A 16,293-nucleotide genomic window follows, 5' to 3' on the forward strand; every position below is an offset into this window, starting at 1 on the left:
GACGCCTCTGACGGGGCGAGGGTCTCGGCAGTTGAGCGCCGAACTGTACGGCCGTCTCAACCGGGAGACCCGAAGCGGCTGCAGCCCGACCCGCGCTGCCGCGTACGCCTGCTCACGCCGTTTCTTTGGGCCACTCGAAAGCCTCCTCGATGTCCCCGAGCTCAGTCCGCGAGGTCGGTCTTGCCGAACAGGACCGCGTAACTGGAGGGGAGTTGACTGATGATCTGATTCAGTTCTCCGCCGGTGACAGCGTCGGCCACGGTGGTCAGGACCGCGCTGGCGTCCCACTGCGCCGTTCGCGGCCGGGCATTGGTGCGCTCGGCGACCCGGCGGTAGAACTCTTCGATCCCGAAGCTCTGCGCGCGCTGCGGCGTGGCATGGTCCAGAACCTGTCCCAGCGGGCCGGGCAGCTGGGATGCGAGGTCCTTGACCTCTCCCGGGCTGATCCGTTGGGCCAGCACCTCCAGCACGGCGTTGGTGACGTCCGCGGCTTCATCCTGGTCGTTGTACTCGCCTCGCTCCCGTACACGGGCGAGGAATCCGTCGTATTTCATCGCTGTCTCCTTCTGCCGCGGTCACCGCTGGTCACGGGGTCGCCCGATGCGCTGTCGGGTCAGCCGTGTCCGTCCGTCGGCGCGCAACGGCCGCTGGCAGTGCTCTTGGCCCTGAACTCCCGTTCGGACTCACGCAAGGCACGGCGGAATCGACGGTGGTGGTCAAGCCAGGCCTCCTCGTTCAGGACCATGGGGCTGTTGTCAGGGGGCCATAACAGGTCGGCATGAGCCGTGTCCTCATCCTCCATGAGGGCGACAGTGCTCTGGCGCCGCGCGCGTGGGTGCGGAGCAGAGGAAGGCAGGCGTCAAGCACGGGCCTTCGACCGCGAAGACCAGGTGGGGGATGGGCCGGCGAGCACCGCTGGGGCTCTGCTCACCCTTCGGCTGCTGCGCGCCGGGCGGCTGCGGCGCCGCAGGGAAACCACCCAGCGTTCGCGTGTCAGCCGCTGCTCCCGGTGCTTTCACACGCGACCGCGGTCGCCGCGCCTCCCACCGTGGATTCGATCAGCCCGCTCATCTCGCTCAGCAGTTGGTCGAACTCCGTCAGCGGATTGCGCGCCCAGCCGAGCGGCCTGGCCGGCATTGCGGCACCCCGTTGGTGCCGGACGGGCGTGGTCATTCCCATCGCCTCCTTCTCCTTCTCGTGATCTCGTCGCTCTCTGGGGTCATGCGAGCCAAGCGGACTCCTTCGGACGGGTGTGCGGAGAGCTTTCGGTGCCGCCGGGCGCGGCCGTGTGGCCCAGGTAGCGGTGCACGAAGTGGATGCTCATCGCGCCTTCGCCGACCGCGGAGGCCACGCGCTTCACCGAGCCGCTGCGGACGTCGCCGGCGGCGAAGACGCCAGGCAGGCTGGTCTCCAGCGTCAGGCAGTCGCGGCCCTGGCTCTGCCAGACTTCGGGAACGGAGCGGGCCTGCGCCTCCGCGCCGGTGAGCAGGAAGCCGCGCGCGTCGAGGGCGAGCGCGTCGGACAGCCACTCGGTGTGGGGCTCGGCGCCGGTGAAGACGAACAGAGCCCGCACCGCGAGCTGCCGATGCTCGCCCGTGCGGTGGTCGACCACGGTGACCGCCTCCAGCACCTTGTCGCCGAGTGCCTCGGTCACCTCGGTGCGCAGCAGCACCCGCACCCGTGGGTGGCGCTCGACCTGATCGATCAGGTAGCGGGACATGCGGGCCTCAAGACTCGGCCCACGGACGAGCAGATACACCCGCGGTGCGTACCCGGCCAGGAAGAGTACGGCCTGGCCCGCGGAGTTGCCGCCCCCGACGACGGCCACCGGGTCGGTGCGGCACTGCTGGGCCTCGTGGAGGGTCGCCGAGTAGTGGACGCTCGTTCCCTCCAGGCGTTCGATGCCGGGCACGTGGAGGCGGCGGTAGCGGGCGCCGGTGGCCAGGACGACGGTGCGGGCGGTGATCTGGCTGCCGTCGGCGAACCCGACGGCGTAGTGGCCGTCCCGCGGTTCGAGGCGGGCCGCCTCCGCCGGGACGCTGATCCGGGCGCCGAACTTTCCGGCCTGGAGCACGGCGCGGTCGGTGAGTTCGGCGCCGGAGATGCCGGAGGGGAAGCCGAGCAGATTCTCGATGCGGGACGACGTCCCGGCCTGGCCGCCGGTGGCCATCGCCTCGACCAGGGTCGTACCGAGCCCCTCCGAGGCGGCGTTCACCGCGGCGGCGAGGCCGGCGGGTCCGGAGCCGACGATCAGGAGATCGCCGTGACGGTTTCCCGCGGGCAGCGAGGGCAGGCCCACGAGCCGGGCCAGTTCCGCGTTGCTGGGGTTGCGCAGCAGAGTGGTGTCCCGCCAGATGACGAGCGGTGTCTCCTCCGGGCCGACGCCGAAGCGGCGCAGCAGCGCCTCGGCCTCCTCGTCCGTCTCCAGATCGATCCAGCGGTACGGCAGCCGGTTGCGGGCGGCGAACTCACGCAGGCGCCGGGTGTCGGGCGAATAGTGCGAGCCGACGATGCGGAAACCGGCGCCCTGCCCGACGAGCAGGGCACGGCGGCCCAGGCAGGCGCGCAGCACCAGATCGCCAAGGACGGAGTCCCGGGTCACCAGGTCACGCAGCTGGTCCATGGACAGGGCGAGGACCTCACCGGGGTCCCTGACCGTAGCGGTGTAGAAGGCCACCTGCCCGTTCAGGAGGCCGAGTTCGCCGATGAAGCGGCCGGGACCGTGCACACGCAGCAGGCGTTCGTCGGGCGTGCCGTAGCCCTCGACGACGGCGACCGAGCCGCTGAGGACGACGTAGAACGTCTCGCACCGCTCCCCCTCCCGGATCAGCACATCGCCGGCGTCGACTTCGCGCCGCCGGCCACGCTGCGCCAGGCGGTCGATCTGGTCCTCCGGCAGGCGGGGATAGGCGCCGTAGATGTCGGCGGTCTCGAAGGGGACGCTCTCCTGCGTCTCGTCCGGCACCTGCGCCGCGCTGGGCCGTGTCCCGTCGCCGGACATCACACGAACGCCTCGTGGACGAAGCACCACCGCCAGTCCTCGCCGGGCTCCAGCGACGCCGCGATCGGATGGCCGTCGGCGGCGGCGTGACGGCGCGCGTGCCGGTTCGGCGAGGAATCGCAGCAGCCGACGTGGCCGCAGGTCAGGCAGAGCCTCAGGTGGACCCACGGGGAGCCGAGCAGCAGACACTCTTGGCACCCTTCGGGGGTCAGTGGCTGGACCGGCCGGACGAGCGCGAGGTGGGGGTCGGTTCGTACGGTCATGGCTGATCACTCTTTCCCGGCCGGTCCGCGGCCCGCGATCGACTGCTCCACCCACCGCCGCAGGGCCGGGGCGGGTGCGGCACCCGCCTGCCGGGCGATGGTCTGTCCTTTGTCGAGGACCAACAGTGTCGGTACCGCCTGGACCTCGAACCGCTGCGCCAGGTGCGGGTTCTTGTCGATGTCGACCTTGACCAGCTTGATCTTTCCTGCGAGATCGGTGGCGACCTTCTCCAGCGCGGGGCTCACCATGCGGCAGGGGCCGCACCAGGTGGCCCACAGGTCGACGACGACGGGGACGGTGGCCTGCTCGACGACCTCGGTGAAGTCGTCGTCGCCCGCGTCGGCCGTCCACGGGAGCGGCTGTTTGCAGTTGCCGCACGTGGGACGGCCCTCGGCGGCCACGGGTACCCGGTTGGTGCGCCCGCAGCGCGGGCAGGTGACGTTGGTGGCCTGCACAGTACTCATGCCGCCTTCGCTCCCTTGATGTCCTCGGGCTGGTCGTAGGTGACCACCAGCTCTCCGTGCTCGGCGTCGACGCGGACCTTCGCGCCGTCCTGTACGTCGCCGCGCAGCAGGGCGCGCCCGACCAGTGTCTCGACCTCGTGGGAGATGTAACGCCGCAGCGGCCGGGCCCCGTACACCGGGTCGTAGCCCTGGTGGGCGATCAACTCACGGGCTGCGTCGGTGAGTTCAACGGTGATGCGGCGCTCGGCGAGGCGACGGCGCAGTTCGTCGAACTGCAGCTCCACGATCCGCTCGATCTGCCGCTCACCGAGCGGCTTGAACAGCACGATGTCGTCGACGCGGTTGAGGAACTCCGGGCGGAAGTGCCCGCGCAGCTCGCCCATCACCAGGGCGCGGGCGTCCGGCTTGATCTCACCCTCGGCGGTGGCGCCGTCGAGGAGGTGCTCGGAGCCGATGTTGGACGTCATGATGATCACGGTGTTGCGGAAGTCGACGGTGCGGCCCTGGGCGTCGGTGATGCGGCCGTCGTCGAGGATCTGCAGCAGGGTGTTGAAGACATCGGTGTGCGCCTTCTCGATCTCGTCGAACAGCACGACCGAGTACGGCTTGCGGCGTACAGCCTCGGTGAGCTGTCCGCCCTCCTCATAGCCGACGTATCCGGGCGGGGCCCCCATCAGCCGGCTGACGGTGTGCCTCTCCTGGTACTCGCTCATGTCGAGGCGGACCATGTTCTCCTCGGAGTCGAACAGGGCCGCCGCGAGGGTCTTGGCCAGCTCCGTCTTCCCGACGCCGGTCGGGCCGAGGAAGATGAACGAGCCGATGGGGCGGCGCGGATCCCGGATGCCGGAACGGGCGCGGATGATGGCGTCGGCGACGAGCTGAACGGCCTCGTCCTGGCCGATGACGCGCTCGCGCAGGATCTCGTCGAGGCGCAGCAGCTTCTCGCGTTCGCCCTCCTGGAGGCGGGCGACGGGGACGCCGGTCCAGGCGGCGACGATCTCGGCGATCTCCTCCTCGGTGACGACCTCGCGCAGCAGCCTGTTCTGCCCCTGCTTGGCGGACAGTTGCTCCTCCTCGGCCTTCAGCCGCCGTTCCACGTCCTGGAGGCGGCCGTAGCGGAGTTCGGCGGCCCGGTTGAGGTCGTAGGCGCGTTCGGCCTCCTCCGCCTCGTGGCGGACCTGTTCCAGTGCTTGGCGCAGTTCCTGCACGCGGCGGATCGCCTGCCGTTCGGCCTCCCACTGGGCGTGTTTGGCGTCGGCCTCGCCGCGCAGGTCGGCGAGTTCCTTGCGCAGTTCCTCAAGGCGGGTTTTGCTTGCGGGGTCGGTCTCCTTGGAGAGGGCGGCCTCCTCGATCTCCAGGCGGGTGACGCGGCGGGTGATCTCGTCGAGTTCGGCGGGCATCGAGTCGATCTCGGTACGCAGCCGGGCGCAGGCTTCGTCGACGAGGTCGATGGCCTTGTCGGGCAGGAACCGGTCGGTGATGTAGCGGTGGCTGAGGGTGGCCGCGGAGACCAGTGCGGTGTCCTGGATCTTCACGCCGTGGAAGATTTCCAGGCGTTCGCGCAGTCCGCGCAGGATGGAGATGGTGTCCTCCACGCTCGGCTCGTCGACCAGGACCTGCTGGAAGCGGCGTTCGAGGGCGGCGTCCTTCTCGATGTGTTTGCGGTACTCGTCGAGGGTGGTGGCGCCGATCATGTGGAGTTCGCCGCGGGCGAGCATCGGCTTGAGCATGTTGCCCGCGTCCATGGCTCCTTCGGCGGCGCCCGCGCCTACGACGGTGTGGAGTTCGTCGACGAAGAGCAGGATGCGCCCCTGGGCTGCCTTCACCTCGGACAGCACGGCCTTGAGGCGTTCCTCGAACTCGCCGCGGTACTTGGCTCCGGCGACCAGAGAGCCCATGTCGAGAGCGAACACGGTCTTGTCGCGCAGTCCTTCGGGCACGTCGCCGCGGACGATGCGCTGGGCCAGACCCTCGACGATGGCGGTCTTGCCGACGCCGGGGTCGCCGATGAGGACAGGATTGTTCTTGGTCTTGCGGCTGAGGATCTGGGTGACGCGGCGGATCTCGGCGTCCCGGCCGATGACCGGGTCGAGCTTGCCGTCCCTGGCCTCGGCGACCAGGTCGCGGCCGTACTTCTCCAGGGCCTCGTACGCCACTTCGGGGTTGGCCGAGGTCACGCGCTGGTTGCCGCGGATCTGGGTGAGCGCGCTCAAGAACGAGTCCCGGGTGATGCCGTGCTCCTTGAGCAGGCGTCCGGCGGCGGTCGCCGAGCCCTCCTCGGCCAGGGCGAGCAGGAGGTGCTCCACGGACACGTACTCGTCCTTGAGGCGTTTGGCCTCCCGCTCGGCCGCGTCCAGCAGCCGGGACAGACGCTGGGTGACGAACACTTGCCCCGGCGCCGCACCCGGGCCGGTCACCTTGGGCCGGCGGGAAAGCTCCTCACGCACAGCCGCACGGAGTTCCTCGGGCTCCCTGCCCGCCTGTTGCAGCAGCCGCGGGATCAGGCCGTCCTCCTGGTCGAGGAGCGCGAGCAGCAGATGCTCACCGTCGACCTCGGTCTGGCCCATGCGGACGGCGGCGGTCTGCGCCTCCTGGAGGGCTTCCTGTGACTTCTGGGTGAGACGGTTCATGTCCATGGCGGTATGTCACTCCTCGTACCGGCGCGGCGCAGTGCGGCTTCGAGCAGGCTGATGCGGTCCAGCAGATCGAGCACCAGACCGATGGATGCGTAGTTGAGACACAGACCCGAGCGCAGCCGCTGGACGCGGGCGAGGACCCCTGGGGCCGCGGGGTCGAACACCAGGTGCCCCGCGGCGTCGCGTTCGGCGTCGACCAGGCCGAGGGCGACGAACCGGCGGACCAGGTCGGGGTGGAGGCCCGCGCGGCGGGCCACGGTGTCCAGGGAAAGCCTGGGCACGGGGACGAGCGCGTAGCGCACGGCCGTGGAGGTGGCGCTCGTCGGTACGGGACGCCCGCCCGCGTCGGTGCGGGCGGGCCGCGCACCGGTCGCCGCCCATGAGGGTCGGTCGCTCATCGCGTCCTCCTGGGGTCGTACGAAGAGGTGGCGGCGAGCTCCTCGAACAGCTCGCGCTCCCGGTCGCTGAGCTTGGGCGGCACCATGACGCGGAGTTCGACGTAGAGGTTGCCGTGGGCACCGCGCCGGTTCGGCATGCCCTCGCCGCGCAGCCGCAGCCGCCGACCGCTGGAGGAGCCCGCGGGCACCGTGACCTTGGCCGTGCCGCCGCCGGGGGTGGGCACTGGCACGGTCGCACCCAGGGCCGCCTCCCAGGGGGTGACGGGGACCTGTACGTGGACGTCGCGGCCGTCCAGCCGGAACCGGGGGTCGGGCTGGATGCGCACCCGCAGGTACAGATCGCCCGCAGGCGCGTCACCACTTCCCCGGCCGCCCTCGCCCGCGAGCCGGATGCGCTGCCCATCGACGACGCCGGGCGGTACGTCGACCTCGTACCGCCGCGGCTGTCCGGTGGGACCGGCGAGCGTGACGGTGCGGCGGCCGCCCCTGTAGGCCTCCTCGACGGTGAGCGGCAGCTCGGCCTCCTGGTCGGCTCCCGGTACACGGCCGGGGGCGGCGCCTGCTCCGAAGAGCGAGCCGAGCAGGTCCTCGATGTCGACGCCCTCCGCTGCGAAGTCGTCGCCGAAGCCGGTGTACCGGACACGGGGGCCGCCCGCGCCCGCGGTCCTCCGGGCGCGGAAGCCGCTGCCGGCTCCGGCCGCGACCCGTTCGTCGAAGTCCTCGGGGATCTTGCGGAAGTCCTCGCCGAAGCGGTCGTAGCGGGCCCGGGTCTTGGGGTCCGACAGCACGCTGTACGCCTCGTTGAGGTCCTTGAAGCGTTCCTCCGCCCCCGGGTCCTTGTTGACGTCGGGGTGGTATTTGCGGGCGAGTTTGCGATACGCCTGCTGAACCTCGTCCTGGCTCGCGGTCCGTGACACGCCGAGTACCTCGTAGAAGTCCTGGGCCATGACCGGTCACTCCCGCTTCGCGACCGTCACGGCGGCGGGCCGGAGCTGGCGTTCGCCGTCCCCGTAGCCCGGGCGGAGCACGTCGACGACCGTGCCCGGTGGGGCGTCGGGGTCCTGGACGACGCCGACCACCTCGTGCCGGGCCGGGTCGAAGGCGACGCCGGTCTCCGCGTGCCGCGGGTAACCGAGCAGTTCGAGGACGTTCACCCCCTGATCGCGGACCGCCCGGACGCCCTCCACGATCGCGCCGGGGTCGGATCCGGCATGGGTCAGGGCGAGTTCGAGGTTGTCCAGGACGGGCAGGAAGGCGGCGGCCGTGCGGGACCGCTCGGCCGTCCGCTCCCGCTCCAGTTCCCTGGTGTGGCGCTTGCGGAGATTGTCGAGATCGGCGAGCGCGCGCCGCCAGCGGTCCTCCAGTTCCTTGAGCTCGGCCGTGTGCTCGTCCTCGGACGGGGCGGGGCCGCCGGCCGCGTCGGGGCCGGGTTCCTCGTCCGTGCCGGGCCCCGGCCCGGTCGGCGGGCCCGAGCGGGGAAGATTCCGCCGGGGAGGGCGTACGGCGCCCTCCGGAGCCGGGTCGGCCGGGTCCGGCACGGCCGGGTCGGATTCCCTGGGGTGGATCGGCATGGCGGTTCCTCAGTCCTTGTCGAACTCGGCATCGATGACGTCGTCGTCACCGCCACCGCCGCTCGGGCCGCCGCCGGTTGCACCGTCCCCGGAGGTGTCCTGGTCGGGACCACCCGTGGTGGCGCCGCCCTGATGCGCCAGCAGCCCCGACAGCACCTGCTGGAGTTCGGAGGTCAGGGGCCGCGCCCGCTCCACGCCTGCCTCCTCCTTGACCGCCGCCCGGGCGTCCGACACCAGCATCTCGGCGCGTGCCTTCTCGTGCGCGGGTGCGGCGTCGCCCAACTCGGCGAGGCGCCTTTCGACCTGATAGGCGACGGCGTCGAGCGCGTTGCGGGCGTCGACGGCCTCGCGCAGGGCCTGGTCCTCGCCCTGGTTGCGCTCGGCCTCCTGGACCATGCGTTCGACCTCGCCGCGGTCCAGGTTGGAGCTCTCGGTGATGGTGATGCCCTGTTCCTTGCCGGTGTCCCGGTCTCGGGCCTTGACGTTGAGAATGCCGTTGGCGTCGACGTCGAAGGTGACCTCGATCTGCGGTTCGCCGCGCGGCGCCGGGCGGATGTCGGTGAGCTGGAAGCGGCCGAGCACCCGGTTGTCGGCGGCCCGTTCGCGCTCGCCCTGGAGGACGACGATGTCGACGGCGGGCTGGTTGTCCTCGGCGGTGGAGAAGGTCTCGGTGCGGCGCACGGGGATGGTGGTGTTCCGCTCGATGATCTTCGTCATCACGCCGCCCCGTGTCTCGACACCCAGCGACAGGGGCGTGACGTCGAGCAGCAGGACGTCCTTGACCTCGCCCTTGAGCACCCCGGCCTGGATCGCGGCGCCCAGGGCCACGACCTCGTCGGGGTTGACGCTCATGTTGGGTTCCTTGCCGCCGGTCAGCCGGCGCACCAGCGCCTGGACGGCGGGAATGCGGGTGGAGCCCCCGACCAGGATCACCTCGTCGATGTCGCTCTCGCCGACCTTGGCATCGGCCATGGCCTGCTGGACCGGCCCCAGGCACCGCTCCACCAGATCGCTGGTGATCTGCTCGAACGTGGACCGCATGACCGAGTCGGTCAGATGCTTGGGCCCCGAGGCATCGGCCGTGATGAACGGCAGGCTGACCTGCGTCTGCGTCACCGAGCTCAGCTCGGTCTTGGCCTTCTCCGCCGCTTCGAACAGGCGTTGCAGGGCCTGCGGGTCCTTGCGCAGATCGATGCCGTTCTCCTTCTGGAAGTCGTCCGCGAGGTGATCCACCAGACGCCGGTCGAAGTCGTCACCGCCCAGGTGACTGTCGCCCGCCGTGGAACGCACCTCCACCACGCCGTCGCCCACGTCGAGGATGCTCACATCGAACGTGCCGCCGCCGAGGTCGAAGACCAGCACCGTCTCGTGCTGCTTCTTGTCCATGCCGTACGCGAGGGCGGCCGCGGTCGGCTCGTTGATGATCCGCAGCACCTCCAGTCCCGCGATCCGCCCGGCGTCCTTGGTGGCGGTGCGCTGGGCGTCGTTGAAGTAGGCGGGCACGGTGATGACCGCCTCCGTGACCCGCTCCCCGAGCTGCTTGGACGCGTCGTCGGCGAGCTTGCGCAGTACCTGAGCGCTGATCTCCTCAGGCGCGTGGAGCTTGTCGCGCACCTTGAAGCGGGCGACGCCGCCCGGACCCTCGACGACGTCGTACGCCACCGCCCTGGCCTCGTCCGAGATCTCGTCGAAGTGCCGGCCGATGAACCGCTTCGCCGAGTAGATGGTGCCCTTGGGATTGAGGATCGCCTGGCGCCGGGCCAGCTGGCCCACCAGCCGTTCCCCGGTGTCGGTGAAGGCCACCACGGACGGTGTCGTACGGTTGCCCTCGGTGTTGGGCACGACGGAGGGCTCGCCGCCCTCCCACACGGCGATCACCGAGTTCGTGGTGCCCAGGTCGATGCCCACTGCCTTGGCCATGAGGAGCTCCTCCCGGTGCGGCGGCATGCGCCGCGGCCGCGGTCCGATCGTTCATGTATGGGCGGGACGTCCGCCGGCGCCGGTGGTCCGCAGCCCGACGAGCAGCTGTACGGCCTCGTCGGCGACCGCTTCGTCCACGACGACGTCGTACCGGCTGGGTTCCATCGAGCGGACCGAGGCGAAGTCCCGGCGGCCGCCCTGCAGCGCGTACAGCAGCAAACCGAACAGCGCGCCCACGAGCGCCCCGAAAATCAGGCCGTAGAGGGCGACGAGCAGGGCGGAGACGAGCGGGTCCACCCAGTCGACCAAGCCGAAGAGCCAGCCGATCAGCGCACCGGGAAGGGCACCGCTCGCCGCACCGTGCAGGGCGGCCCGGCCGTAGTCCATACGTCCGACGACCTGCTCGACGAGGCGGACGTCCTGGCCGATGATGGCCACCCTCTCCACGGGAAACCCCTGGTCCGAGAGGTGGTCGACGGCGCGTTCGGCTTCCTGGTACGTCTCGTACGTGGCAACGGGCCTACGAGGCTGCTCGGTCATCGCCCAGTCCTTCCTGCCGGGTACGCACGTCGGCCCCCGGCACGTTCCCCAGACTGGCGAACCGAGCAGCACTACGCCTGCGCCCGGCAGGTCAAAGAACGACACGGCCCGTCCCCCCGCGAGCACGAGGCGAAAATCCCGAAGACCTGGGGTGAGCCGGTCGCAGCGGGGTACGCGAAGGCCGCCCACCCCTCGGAGGGCTCGGGAAAGGGAGTGATCCCATGGTCGGCCGCTGGGCCCGGAACATGCACCGAAGCCGTCCCGGCCAGGAAGGCAGCCCTCACAGGAGCCGTCCGGGCAGCATTCGACGGCCTCGGGGAAAGGGGCCCGCCCACACCTTCCCAGCCCGGCCGACCCGGCTTCCCCACGAACTGCTGGCAGTCTTCCGCGCCCTGTTCGACACCCGGGACGAAGGCGAGATCCTGCGCCTGGCCATGGACCACGTGTCGGCGGTCGGCCCGTACAGAGCCGAGACCGGATACCTAAGGGTGCACGGCCGGCTGGTCCCCAGACCGCAGGGCAGGCCGGACCCTGCGTCAGCCGTCGACCGGACGGTGCGAGAGCTGACGGGGCGGGACGGCCCCGTGGCCGTTCCCGGCCGGTCACGGGGCCGGGCACTGGCTCTGCACGGACCCGGTGGACTGCACGGCTACCTCGTTGTGACGTCTCGCTTCCGACCCACCCGTGCCCAGCACCTTCTGCTCGCCGTGCTGGTACGCCTCACCGCCGCGGCCCTGTCGGTCGCCGTCGCGGACCACCGCCAGCAGGAAGACGCGCTGGAGCTGCACCGACTGCGACGAGAACGAGCAGCCCTCCAGCAGCGACTGATCTCCTTCGTGGTCGAGGCGGGATATCAGCGGGCCGTGCACGACGCGCTCGCCGAGGTCGCGGGCGGCGGCGAGGCGGCCATCACCGGCGCACTGCATGAGCTCACCGGATTTCCGGTGCTGGTGGAGGACCGCTTCGGCCGACTGCGGTCCTGGACCGGTCCCGGCAGGCCCGACCCCTATCCGGATCCGGACCCCGCACGCCATGAAGAGATGCTCCAGGAGGTCGCCCGAAGAGGCGGACCCGTGCGGATCAAGGACCGGCTCATCTCCGTGATACGCCCACGCGGTGAGGTCCTCGCAGTGCTGGCCCTGGTCGATCCCAGGGACGACGCCGACGAGCACACCGTGTTCGCTCTGGAGCACGCCGCCACGTCACTCGCCCTGGAACTGTCGCATCTGCGCCATCTGGCGGAGGTGGAGCTGCGACTGCACCGCGAACTGGTCGACGATCTTCTGGGGGGCACGGACGAGGCGAGCGCCTACGCCCGGTCCGAGGCGTTCGGACACGACCTGCACCGCATCCAGTACGTGGTCGTCGTGCACTGGAGGAGCCGGGCCTCTGACGACGCCTTCGCGGGGACCGTGGGCCGGGCGGCTTCGGCCGTGGGAATGCCGTCGCTGGTGACTCGGCGTTCCGACCACGTGGTCCTGGTCGCCGAGGGCAGACCCGACGATCACGCCCTGTACGAGAGGCTCGCCCGGGAGACCGGCACACCGGACGGGACGATCGGAGTGAGTTCCCGCTGCGACACCCCGGACGGTATTCCCGGCCGATACCAGGAAGCACTGCGTGCCCTGGAGGTACGCCGCCGGTCTCGAAGCCGATACGGCACGACGTTCTTCGACGATCTGGGCCTCTACCGCATCCTGGGACCTGGGAACGACTACCAGGAGCTGGAGGGGTTCGTTCGGGAATGGCTGGGACGGCTCGTCGACTACGACGGCCGGCACCGTGCGGCGCTCGTGGAGACTCTGTCCCGGTACTTCGAGTGCGGCGGCAACTACGCCGAGACCGCCGAATCCCTCACGATCCACCGCAGCACGCTTCGCTACCGGCTCCAGCGCATCCGCGAGATCAGCGGCCATGACCTCACGAATGTGGAGGACCGCCTCAACCTGCAGGTCGCGACCCAGGTGCGGAAGATCATGCTGGGCGGCCCCGGTTGAGGCGCCCACGCACCGCAGGGCCGGCTCCGCTGTCCCCATCGCCGTGGGAGCACTCTTCCGCTCCGCCGAATTGGCTCGCCAGGCATCACTCAGACGGTCGGCAGAGCTTCGGATGAGCCTCGCCTGGCAGCAGCCACCGATCACCACCGACGGCGGCATGAACCTCGGATCCCATATCCCCGGGACCGATCGAACGCGGCCCGAGCCACCTGCATCGAGGTGATGCGCCGGCACTTCTGCGAAAACCCGTGATCTTGGTGCCGGCTACCCCTCTTCTGTGTCAACTCGAAGTCATCGTCACACGCGGGCTAACGCCGGACCCGCGGCATCCCCAGGCCGATCCACGAGATGATCTCCCGCTGGATCTCGTTGTTGCCGCCGCCGAAGGTGAAGATGACGGCCGAGCGGTAGCCGCGTTCCAGTTCGCCGCGCAGCACCGCCCCCGCCGAGCCCTCCTTCAGCGCCCCCGGTGCCGCGACGACCTCCATCAGCCACGCGTACGCGTCGCGGCGCGCCTCGGAGCCGTAGACCTTGACCGCGGAGGCGTCCTGCGGGGTGAGGGTGCCGTCCTGGACGGCACCGACCATCCGCCGGTTGAGGAGCTTGAGGGCGTCGAGCCTGGTGTGCGTCTGCGCGAGGCGGCGGCGCACCCAGGGCAGGTCGATCACCCGGCGGCCGTCGGCGAGCTTGGTCTCCATGGCCCAGCGCTGGACGTCGTGCAGGGCGCGGATGGCCATGGTGCCGTGGGCGGCGAGGGTGACACGCTCGTGGTTGAGCTGGTTGGTGATCAGGCGCCAGCCCTGGTTCTCCTCGCCGACGCGGCGGGAGACTGGGACGCGGACGTTCTCGTAGTAGCTGGCCGTGGTGTCGTGCGAGGCGAGGGTGTTGATAAGGGTGCAGGAGTAGCCCGGGTCGGTGGTGGGGACGAGGAGCATGGTGATGCCCTTGTGCGGCGGGGCCGCGGGGTCCGTGCGCGTGGCCAGCCACACCCAGTCGGCGGTGTCGCCGTTGGTCGTCCAGATCTTCTGGCCGTTGACGACGTACTCGTCGCCGTCGCGTACGGCACGTGTCCGCAGGGCGGCCAGGTCGGTTCCGGCGTCGGGCTCGCTGTAGCCGATCGCGAAGTCGATCTCGCCGGAGAGGATCTTCGGCAGGAAGTACGTCTTCTGCTCGTCCGTGCCGTACTGCATGATCGTCGGTCCGACGGTGTTGAGCGCCATCAGGGGCAGCGGTACGCCGGCCTGGGCCGCCTCGTCGAAGAAGATGAACTGTTCCATCGCGGTCAGGCCGCGTCCGCCGTACTCCTCGGGCCAGCCCACCCCGAGCCAGCCGTCCGCGCCGAGCCGGCGGATCGTCGCCCGGTAGTGGCGCTTCTGGGCGCCCGGGTCGGCGACGGGGGTGCCTGCCGTGCCCTTCCGGTCCTGGGGCGGAGTGCGGTCGGGGTGCGGTGCGAGTCCCGCGAAGTAGGCGCGCAGTTCGCTGCGCAGCCGCTGCTGCTCGGGCGTGTATTCGAGGTGCACGGCGCCTCCAGGCTCCCCAAGGGCGGTCCTGACGGCGCACACCGTAGAACGTGTTTCAGAAATTGGGAATGGCGATGCCGGAACCGGCGTGCGGCCGCCCTCGCGGGCCGGTGGCGCAGGGCCCTCAGGCGAGCGTGCCCATGAACTCCGTACAGGCCTGCGCGCAGTCCCGGCAGGCCTGCGCCGCGTCCTCGGCACCCGGGTACCGGTCGAAGGCGTGGGCGCACTCCAGGCACACCGCCCGGGTCCACTCCAGCTGGGCGCGGAGCGCGGCCTCGTCCAGCTGGTTCTGCTCGGCGAGCACACGGCAGGTCGCATCGCACACCTCGGCGCACAGGATGCCCTTGCGCCGCACCTTTTCCTGCTCCTCGGTTCCGTCCGGATCCACCAGGCTGGCGCGCAGGGCGCAGGCCCGGGCGCAGTCGGTGCACGCCTGCGCGCAGGTGAAGCGGTCCTCCAGGAACTGGACGAGCTGCTGCTGGGACGTTGTCGATGTCACATCCGTCGGGTAGCCGGTCCGGGTGCCGCCAAACCCGGTGCCCGCAAGGGCTCGGGCCGGTTTTCCGGCCCACCGCGCCGGGCACTCGGACGGCCGGTCCGACCACGACGGAGGGGAGGTGGGCGACATGCCCGGACGACAGGAACTGCCGTCAACCCTGGAGCGCTCCCCAGAGGACGCCCAGCGGACCTGGATCAAGGCGCACGACTCGGCCGTCGAGACCTACGGTGAGGGGGAAAGGGCCCACCGGGTGGCGTTCGGCGCGCTGAAGCACACGTACGAGAAGGTCGGCGACCACTGGCAGCGCAAGGAGGGCGGTCGCAAGGGGCCCTCGGACCCGCGGTCGGCCCGGCCCCGCGGGCGGGGCGGCCGCAGCGGCGAGGGCGTCGACGAGAAGGCCTCCAAGCAGCACCTCTACGACCTGGCCCGTGACCTCGGTATCGACGGCCGCTCCCGGATGTCGAAGGCGGAACTGATCGACGCGATCCGGGGGGCGAACCGTTCCAGGACCCGCGCGGCACGATCAAGGTGAGCGGGTTCACCCGGGACGCCGGGGGTACTCGCGGGGCCATGAACATCGCATCGATGAACATCGCCGCGGAAGGTGCGCTCGGCATCGGACTGATCGTCGCCGGTCTGGTCGTCGTGGCGCTGCTCATCGGCGCCTTCGCGCTCGGCGCCCGCATCAGGCGCCGGGAGCCGGCGCCGCCACGCCCTGAGGAGCAGCCCCGTCTGCCCGCGGAGGGCCCGGTCCACGAGATCCGGGAGAACCGCGAACCGAACGAGATGCCCAGAAGCGACCACCGGCTGACCGCGCACGAGATGCCCGCCCACGGCAATGTCCCCTCGCGCCCCAGCGAGTCGAAGGAGCGGCGGCGCTGGGACGAGGGAAGCAGCGGGTCGTTCGGCAGCGGGGGCCCGGGCTGACACCCGGCGCCCGGCCGGCGGACCGGTCCGTCGTCCGCCGCCCCGCGCCGTCCCGCACCGTCCGGCCCTGTCCGAGGCCGTCGTCACACAGGGAAGTGAGAACCATGGCCGACCACGCGCGCAGCACGCTGCCACTGCCCGACTACGACCACCTGCCGATCGGCGGACTGGAGAGCCGCGTGCGGTCGCTGGACACCGGTGAGGTGGAGGAACTGCTGGCCTACGAGCGGTCGCACGCGGACCGGCTGCCGGTGACCGAGCTGCTGTCCGCCCGGCTGGAGCAGCTGAGGTCCGGTGCCGAGCCCACGTCCGGCGACCCCGGTGCCCTGCGTCCGGAGCAGAGCACGCGCCACGCCGGCTCCCCGGTCTCCCCCGCCACGTCGCCCCAGCCGTCCGGTCCGCCGCCGCACGGCACGCCGGACCAGCGCGGCAAGCCGAAGAGCGACCGTACGTGACCGTACGCCTCCCGGCGTCGGCACGGGGCCTGCCGTGATCCGCGCCGGGGAGGTTCGACGGGCCCGCGCTCCGGCGCGGGCCCGTCATGTCGTGCCCGGGG

General features: G+C 70.9%; 17 protein-coding genes. 4 read left to right on the top strand and 13 right to left on the bottom strand.

The annotated features are described in order from the left end of the window. Positions 1 to 161: 161 nt before the first annotated feature. The 11 genes from ACWCPI_RS10245 to ACWCPI_RS10295 all read right to left on the bottom strand — a co-directional run bounded on the left by ACWCPI_RS10245 (position 162) and on the right by ACWCPI_RS10295 (position 10,794). Entirely contained in the window at positions 162 to 554 is a 393-nt protein-coding gene (locus ACWCPI_RS10245) for a DUF2267 domain-containing protein (protein WP_451037700.1), read from the bottom strand. Between the two features lie 439 nt (positions 555 to 993). Next, complete coding sequence (locus ACWCPI_RS10250; RefSeq protein WP_451037701.1) at positions 994 to 1,173, bottom strand: hypothetical protein; 180 nt, start codon at positions 1,171 to 1,173, stop codon at positions 994 to 996. A 46-nt stretch (positions 1,174 to 1,219) separates the two neighbouring features. Continuing rightward, entirely contained in the window at positions 1,220 to 3,001 is a 1,782-nt protein-coding gene (locus tag ACWCPI_RS10255; protein WP_451037702.1) for an FAD-dependent oxidoreductase, read from the bottom strand. Continuing rightward, the gene (locus ACWCPI_RS10260; RefSeq protein ID WP_184907154.1) at positions 3,001 to 3,264 is read right to left on the bottom strand and encodes a UBP-type zinc finger domain-containing protein; all 264 of its coding nucleotides are present in this window, start codon (positions 3,262 to 3,264) and stop codon (positions 3,001 to 3,003) included. The genes ACWCPI_RS10255 and ACWCPI_RS10260 overlap by 1 nt, the downstream gene beginning before the upstream one ends. A gap of 6 nt (positions 3,265 to 3,270) precedes the next feature. After that, entirely contained in the window at positions 3,271 to 3,729 is a 459-nt protein-coding gene (trxA, locus tag ACWCPI_RS10265) for a thioredoxin (RefSeq protein WP_451037703.1), read from the bottom strand. Further along, the gene (clpB, locus tag ACWCPI_RS10270) at positions 3,726 to 6,365 is read right to left on the bottom strand and encodes an ATP-dependent chaperone ClpB (protein WP_451037704.1); all 2,640 of its coding nucleotides are present in this window, start codon (positions 6,363 to 6,365) and stop codon (positions 3,726 to 3,728) included. Before clpB ends, trxA begins: the two co-directional genes overlap by 4 nt. Continuing rightward, positions 6,356 to 6,763, bottom strand: coding sequence for a chaperone modulator CbpM (locus ACWCPI_RS10275; RefSeq protein ID WP_451037705.1), 408 nt, complete (start codon positions 6,761 to 6,763; stop codon positions 6,356 to 6,358). Before ACWCPI_RS10275 ends, clpB begins: the two co-directional genes overlap by 10 nt. After that, positions 6,760 to 7,710, bottom strand: a complete 951-nt coding sequence (locus ACWCPI_RS10280; protein ID WP_451037706.1) for a DnaJ C-terminal domain-containing protein — start codon at positions 7,708 to 7,710, stop codon at positions 6,760 to 6,762. Before ACWCPI_RS10280 ends, ACWCPI_RS10275 begins: the two co-directional genes overlap by 4 nt. Positions 7,711 to 7,716: 6 nt before the next feature. Continuing rightward, positions 7,717 to 8,334 (bottom strand): nucleotide exchange factor GrpE, encoded by a 618-nt coding sequence (locus tag ACWCPI_RS10285; protein WP_451037707.1) that lies wholly within the window; start codon positions 8,332 to 8,334, stop codon positions 7,717 to 7,719. 9 nt (positions 8,335 to 8,343) lie between these two features. Further along, positions 8,344 to 10,254 (bottom strand): molecular chaperone DnaK, encoded by a 1,911-nt coding sequence (gene dnaK / locus ACWCPI_RS10290; protein ID WP_451037708.1) that lies wholly within the window; start codon positions 10,252 to 10,254, stop codon positions 8,344 to 8,346. Positions 10,255 to 10,305: 51 nt separating this feature from the next. Next, positions 10,306 to 10,794 (bottom strand): general stress protein, encoded by a 489-nt coding sequence (locus tag ACWCPI_RS10295; protein ID WP_451037709.1) that lies wholly within the window; start codon positions 10,792 to 10,794, stop codon positions 10,306 to 10,308. 659 nt (positions 10,795 to 11,453) lie between these two features. On the opposite strand from ACWCPI_RS10295, the gene ACWCPI_RS10300 reads away from it, so the two are divergent. After that, positions 11,454 to 12,791 (top strand): PucR family transcriptional regulator, encoded by a 1,338-nt coding sequence (locus ACWCPI_RS10300; RefSeq protein ID WP_451037710.1) that lies wholly within the window; start codon positions 11,454 to 11,456, stop codon positions 12,789 to 12,791. A 308-nt stretch (positions 12,792 to 13,099) separates the two neighbouring features. On the opposite strand, the gene ACWCPI_RS10305 is transcribed toward ACWCPI_RS10300, so the two are convergent. Together ACWCPI_RS10305 and ACWCPI_RS10310 are read right to left on the bottom strand one after the other, a co-directional pair. Continuing rightward, on the bottom strand, positions 13,100 to 14,311 hold the full coding sequence (locus tag ACWCPI_RS10305; protein WP_451037711.1) for an acyl-CoA dehydrogenase family protein: 1,212 nt from the start codon (positions 14,309 to 14,311) through the stop codon (positions 13,100 to 13,102). Between the two features lie 124 nt (positions 14,312 to 14,435). Next, positions 14,436 to 14,810 carry a four-helix bundle copper-binding protein gene (locus ACWCPI_RS10310; protein WP_451037712.1) on the bottom strand — a complete coding sequence of 125 codons (375 nt, stop codon included), beginning with the start codon at positions 14,808 to 14,810 and terminating at the stop codon, positions 14,436 to 14,438. Positions 14,811 to 14,937: 127 nt separating this feature from the next. Here ACWCPI_RS10310 and ACWCPI_RS10315 point away from each other — a divergent pair, with 127 nt between their 5' ends. The 3 genes from ACWCPI_RS10315 to ACWCPI_RS10325 all read left to right on the top strand — a co-directional run bounded on the left by ACWCPI_RS10315 (position 14,938) and on the right by ACWCPI_RS10325 (position 16,192). Beyond that, complete coding sequence (locus tag ACWCPI_RS10315; RefSeq protein WP_451037713.1) at positions 14,938 to 15,342, top strand: ChaB family protein; 405 nt, start codon at positions 14,938 to 14,940, stop codon at positions 15,340 to 15,342. A gap of 38 nt (positions 15,343 to 15,380) precedes the next feature. Continuing rightward, positions 15,381 to 15,737: a DUF6479 family protein gene (locus tag ACWCPI_RS10320; protein ID WP_451037714.1), complete on the top strand. Its 357-nt coding sequence runs from the start codon at positions 15,381 to 15,383 to the stop codon at positions 15,735 to 15,737. A 104-nt stretch (positions 15,738 to 15,841) separates the two neighbouring features. Then, the gene (locus ACWCPI_RS10325; RefSeq protein WP_388795674.1) at positions 15,842 to 16,192 is read left to right on the top strand and encodes a hypothetical protein; all 351 of its coding nucleotides are present in this window, start codon (positions 15,842 to 15,844) and stop codon (positions 16,190 to 16,192) included. Positions 16,193 to 16,293: the final 101 nt, after the last annotated feature.

It is taken from the genome of Streptomyces sp. NPDC001920 (assembly GCF_053594495.1).